Origin of the sequence: Bacillus multifaciens (genome assembly GCF_030756675.1) — a bacterium.
GTDB classification, from domain to species: Bacteria; Bacillota; Bacilli; order Bacillales; family Bacillaceae_G; genus Bacillus_A; species Bacillus_A multifaciens.
On sequence record NZ_JAVBXD010000083.1, the window covers coordinates 1 to 4,760 of the forward strand.

Below are 4,760 nucleotides of genomic sequence, written 5' to 3' on the forward strand. Positions count from 1 at the left end.
ACTTTACATGGAAGTTGGGCCGGAATCCATACCTAGAACGGGGCGTGAAATTATGAGTTTTGCGATTTGTAGAATGCAAAAATTTAAGGCTGGAGACGTCAAAGGAATTCAGTTTCATAATCAAAGAGAACGAGAGAGTCATACAAATCCCGACATTGAAAAAGAGTATAGTCATCTAAATTATGATTTACATAATAAGCAACACATTGATTATTTGGAGAACGTGAAAGAGAAGATTGCACAAAATGTAGAGACCAATCGAGCAGTTCGGAAAGATGCGGTTGTGATGTGTGAATTTATTGTCACGAGCGATAAAGGTTTTTTTGATGACATTGATCCGCATAAAGAACGTCAATTTTTCGAAGATGCCTATAACTTCTTAAAAGACCGATACGGGCAAGATAACATCACACATGCGACAGTTCATTTAGACGAAAAGACTCCACATATGCATGTGGGGATGGTGCCTGTAACAGAAGATAAAAAGTTATCAGCGAAACAAATTTTTAACCGTAAAGAATTAGTTTCGCTCCAGGACGATTTTCATGCGTATATGGTCAAACAGGGGTTTGATTTAGAACGTGGTGTATCGAGTGATAGAAAACATATTGAGACAACACGTATGAAGGCATTAACGGCTAAAGAAGAGGTGCAAGAGTTAGAAAATACACTTGTACAGAAAGAGCAAGAGAAACAGCAGCTGGATCAATCTATGAATAAGATGAAAAAACGATTAGGAGAGTTGAAGAAATCTTTAGATGGCGTAAAACAAGTAGATAAAATTGAAATTAAAGAGAAAGGTGGTCTTATACGCTCTAAAACGGTCGAAATTGCGTCGAAAGATTTTCAGACAATGAAATCCCTTGCGAAAGCTTCTGAATCTTTTAGAGACGAAAATAGACATCTTAAAAACGAAACTACGAAATTGAAACAGGAAAAAGATGATTTATATAAACGTCAGCAAGTTTTACAGACACAAATAACTAGTTTAAAGCAAGAAAATCAAGAATTGAAAATAGAAACTGATTTTCTCAAGAAAACATTGGAACGAGTAAAAGAGTTGTATCGAGAAAAATTACCTGAACTTGTAGGTGTGATCGGTTATGTAAAAGCCAATGTTTTAGATAAAATGAATCGTAAGTTTTTGAAGCGACATTTTGCGGATGAAAATGAGGTGCAAGGGGCGCAAAAGTTCCTTAACCATAAACAAGAACAGAAAGAAAAACATAAACAAGAAAAACAAATACAAAAAAATCAAAAGAAAAATAGAGACTACGGATTGGAGAGATAGTATGAAAATCGTAGAAGCTAAAACGTTTTGTTGTAATAAATGTGGTCGTATTCACGAAAGACCAGAACAGCCTTTAGAAGACGTAGATTTTGTAGAAAATCTATTTCATAAATTCCGAGTGCATTTTGGCTACACAAGTCCATTTGATGATGATGTAGTAGATTTTATGTTATGCGAACTTTGTCTGTTTGAAATGTTTCGCGAATTTAAACATAAACCAGTGATCCAAAGTGTGGAAGAAGATAATAATAAAGATTTGGTAGAATGGTTTGATATATTCCGTACAGAAGAACGCCCTTATTACAAAGATTTTTTTATTAATACATATAATGAGCTAGAAAACTTAATAAAAAAGTAAACATAGAAAAACCTCTGGTTACAACCAGAGGTTTTTCTAAACAAAGTACCTTGCAATCGTACTTTATTCAGCTTTATTTTCTTGATTATTACTATCGTCATAGTAATTCAAGAGTAAGCTTTTTTTATGTTCAGAGCCCTTCATCATAATGTTGGGATTTACTTGCCATACTCCATTTTGAATTTTAGTAATAAAATTGTTTTCTTGCAACTTTTTCATAATTTTAGCTATTGTTGGCTCGGATACATTAGCTCCCTTTGAAATCTTTTTATATGTACCTATAAAGGTATTTGTAGCTTGTTCTGTGTGTTCGAGAATATAAATTAATACATCAAGTTGTTTGTTCTCTAAAATCCCTAGAACGCTTAAAAAATCCATTAAATATAATTTCCAAAATTGCTTTTGTCCGTATGCTCTTTTGGTTATCTGATTTACATGTATTTTTTCTCCAGTTTCAGTATCAACAAATATTTTCTTTTTTTCTCCTAATAATGTTTGTATATCTGCATAATACTCCATATTTTTATCCATCATCTCCACCTCCTTTTCTTTATTTGTTTTTTATCTTACACTAAACTATAATTTAAGTAAATAATAAAAAAAAATTTTTTTTCACTTAAAAATCGCTAAGTGGACACTAATGGATAGTTAAGTGCCCAAAATGCCTAAAACCCTTGATATATATAGGTTTTAAAGACTTTTTTTTTACTTTTACTCTCTTCTATAATCAATAGGGCTTTTCTCCATACAAGGGTCAGGTAGTATTTTTTGAAAAAACCATTCAAAAAATCTCCACCTTTTTTCCCTTGTATGGAGAAATTCGGCAGGTGTGGGCATGTCGCCAAGCCGAACATACCAAAAACGAGAATTTAGGTTGCTCGACTTGGACTAGCAATTGTACCTGCCGAACCGCCCAGTCCTATCGATTTAAACAGTCCGTTTATTCCATATTCAGTTACGTTAAGTTCGTGGGGTTTAGTCCCCACACGACTAGCCAGCACTCACACCCAAAAACAAGGGAGATTTAAAAATAAAAAAGAAAAAGCACTCAAAGAGGTTTCTGAGTGCTTTTTCTTTTTTATTTTTATTCAATTCCACAAATTCCACAAACTGCTATACATCCAGGGCCGATAGCAAATCGAAGTTCTACTCGTCCCCAAGGTTTTGTTTGTCCCTCTGTATTGTTTTCATGTCCGAACATTAATTGTTGTTCCGCACTACCTTCAGGAGGAAAATATTCATTTTTTTCGTTAATAAAATGATAATGTGTTCCTTCTAAAGGTTTAATACCAGTTTCTTTTTCAATAACTTCTTGAGGATTTTCTATAAATTTTTTTAATAAATCAGGATTATTTTTTAAGCGATAATCTAATTCATATAAATTGGTATGATCAACTTTTTCTAAATGATTAATCATATTTTTTAAAGAGGTTTGTGTTTTTTGCATAGTTGTAGTTAAAAGTTCTCGATCTAAATTATGCTCATTATGATTCATGTGATATTCTCCTTTTTTGTTTTTTTACTATATTTCCCAATTTAGGATTTTTATAAACAGGGATAGCATCTCAGCCTTTACCTAACACCTGAAATAAAATGTAAAAATATCCCATCATTATAACAAATGGAAATATTAAATTGTAGACTTGTTTAAATATTTAAAGTTTTTTAACATTTATTTATATTAATATTTTTGGAGGGAAAAGATGAAAAATAAAATTTTATCTGGATTATTTTCATTTGTTTTGCTTTTCAGTTTTATATTTCCAACATTTACTGATGCTAGTGTTACTTCGGAAAATGAAAACACAAATGAAAATATAGTTGAAAATTATGTTGAAGAAGATTATGGAATTGATTTATCCAAAGTTGATGTTTCTAATTTTAATTTTGAAGAATTTGAGAAGGATTATGATTTTTTAGTGAATGATCCTGTGTTTGTGAAATTAGAAGAGGAAATCAGTAAACCTAGAGTTGAACATATTATTGAAAAAAATCCTTTTACAGGTGAATTGATTGTTAAAGAAGAAGTATTACCTGCTATTGTTATTGGAGCATTAAGAGTCTTAACTTCAAAAGTTGGTAGAAATGCTGCGGATAAGGCTTGGAAAATAGCAAGACCATATGTACAAAAAGCATTAGATGCTCCAAGTAAATATATTATTGATGGTCCATCTGGGGGAAAAATTATCCAAGTAAGAAGTAAAGCTACAAAACAACCTATATTCCGTTTAGACTATCATTATATTGATGGGAAAGGCCCATATTTACATTATCATGTTGCTCCTAATATGAATAAGCATTACTATCTTTAATTGATAATAAAGGAAATATTATTATGAATTCTATATATGATTCAAAATATCATCTACATTTGGGTTATTACGAACAGGGAAATGATTTTGAAGCAATTGCGTATAAAAAAAACCAAACGAATATTTGGGATGTATTTTTTGATTTTGAAATGTACAATTTAAAAATTCCTGAAAAATATAAAGATCAATATTATGAAAAATATGGTGTTAAAATCTTTTCGATTTGCACAGATGATCTAGATTATACATTAGGTTCAAATGAATTTAAAAAATGGTTAATACAACTAAAAATTATACAAGTGGATAGTTTTTAGGAGAGGCTAGTATACTTTAGTTCAGATAGTGAAAAGAGAGAAACTACAAAGCGATTATGCCGCGAAAGTTTCTTTACCATGAGGGGAACCCTCATGCAAACTACTGAAAGTGGTCCCCTAGGGCGGTTTTGGCCCTGGGGGATTGCTTTTGGGAGTTTGAGGGTTTAGAGGCTCGTGGTCAAGAAAACGTGGAATAAATAGCGTTCATCGGAGAACAGCTATTTATTCCACGTTTTCTTGTTTTTTAAAAGGGGCCTGGGGAAGAGTTCCCCAGTAGGTTTGGACAAAGTCCAAGGTTTGTTTTTTTGCACGCTGCAGCGTGCTTGGCGGTAGCCAAAACAGCCCCGCAGGGCACACCTTTACGATAGTAAAGTATAGTGTGCTATACTTTACATGGAAGTTGGGCCGGAATCCATACCTAGAACGGGGCGTGAAATTATGAGTTTTGCGATTTGTAGAATGCAAAAATTTAAGGCTGGAGACGT

The 4,760-nt window shown here is 32.5% G+C and carries 6 protein-coding genes; 4 read left to right on the forward strand and 2 right to left on the reverse strand.

Annotation, left to right across the window (positions count from 1 at the left end):
- Both mobV and Q9306_RS24390 read left to right on the forward strand, forming a co-directional pair.
- Positions 1 to 1,291, forward strand: a 1,291-nt coding sequence (mobV, locus tag Q9306_RS24385) for a MobV family relaxase (protein WP_306203203.1), incomplete at its 5' end; no start/stop codon positions are given.
- Between the two features lies 1 nt (position 1,292).
- Positions 1,293 to 1,649: a hypothetical protein gene (locus tag Q9306_RS24390; protein WP_306203205.1), complete on the forward strand. Its 357-nt coding sequence runs from the start codon at positions 1,293 to 1,295 to the stop codon at positions 1,647 to 1,649.
- Positions 1,650 to 1,712: 63 nt separating this feature from the next.
- Here the strand turns inward: Q9306_RS24390 and Q9306_RS24395 are convergent, their stop codons facing one another.
- Together Q9306_RS24395 and Q9306_RS24400 are read right to left on the reverse strand one after the other, a co-directional pair.
- Complete coding sequence (locus tag Q9306_RS24395) at positions 1,713 to 2,180, reverse strand: replication/maintenance protein RepL (protein WP_306203207.1); 468 nt, start codon at positions 2,178 to 2,180, stop codon at positions 1,713 to 1,715.
- Between the two features lie 553 nt (positions 2,181 to 2,733).
- Entirely contained in the window at positions 2,734 to 3,144 is a 411-nt protein-coding gene (locus tag Q9306_RS24400; protein WP_306203209.1) for a hypothetical protein, read from the reverse strand.
- A gap of 208 nt (positions 3,145 to 3,352) precedes the next feature.
- Here Q9306_RS24400 and Q9306_RS24405 point away from each other — a divergent pair, with 208 nt between their 5' ends.
- Entirely contained in the window at positions 3,353 to 3,961 is a 609-nt protein-coding gene (locus Q9306_RS24405) for a hypothetical protein (protein WP_306203211.1), read from the forward strand.
- Between the two features lie 23 nt (positions 3,962 to 3,984).
- On the forward strand, positions 3,985 to 4,275 hold the full coding sequence (locus Q9306_RS24410; RefSeq protein WP_306203213.1) for a DUF3986 family protein: 291 nt from the start codon (positions 3,985 to 3,987) through the stop codon (positions 4,273 to 4,275).
- Positions 4,276 to 4,760: the final 485 nt, after the last annotated feature.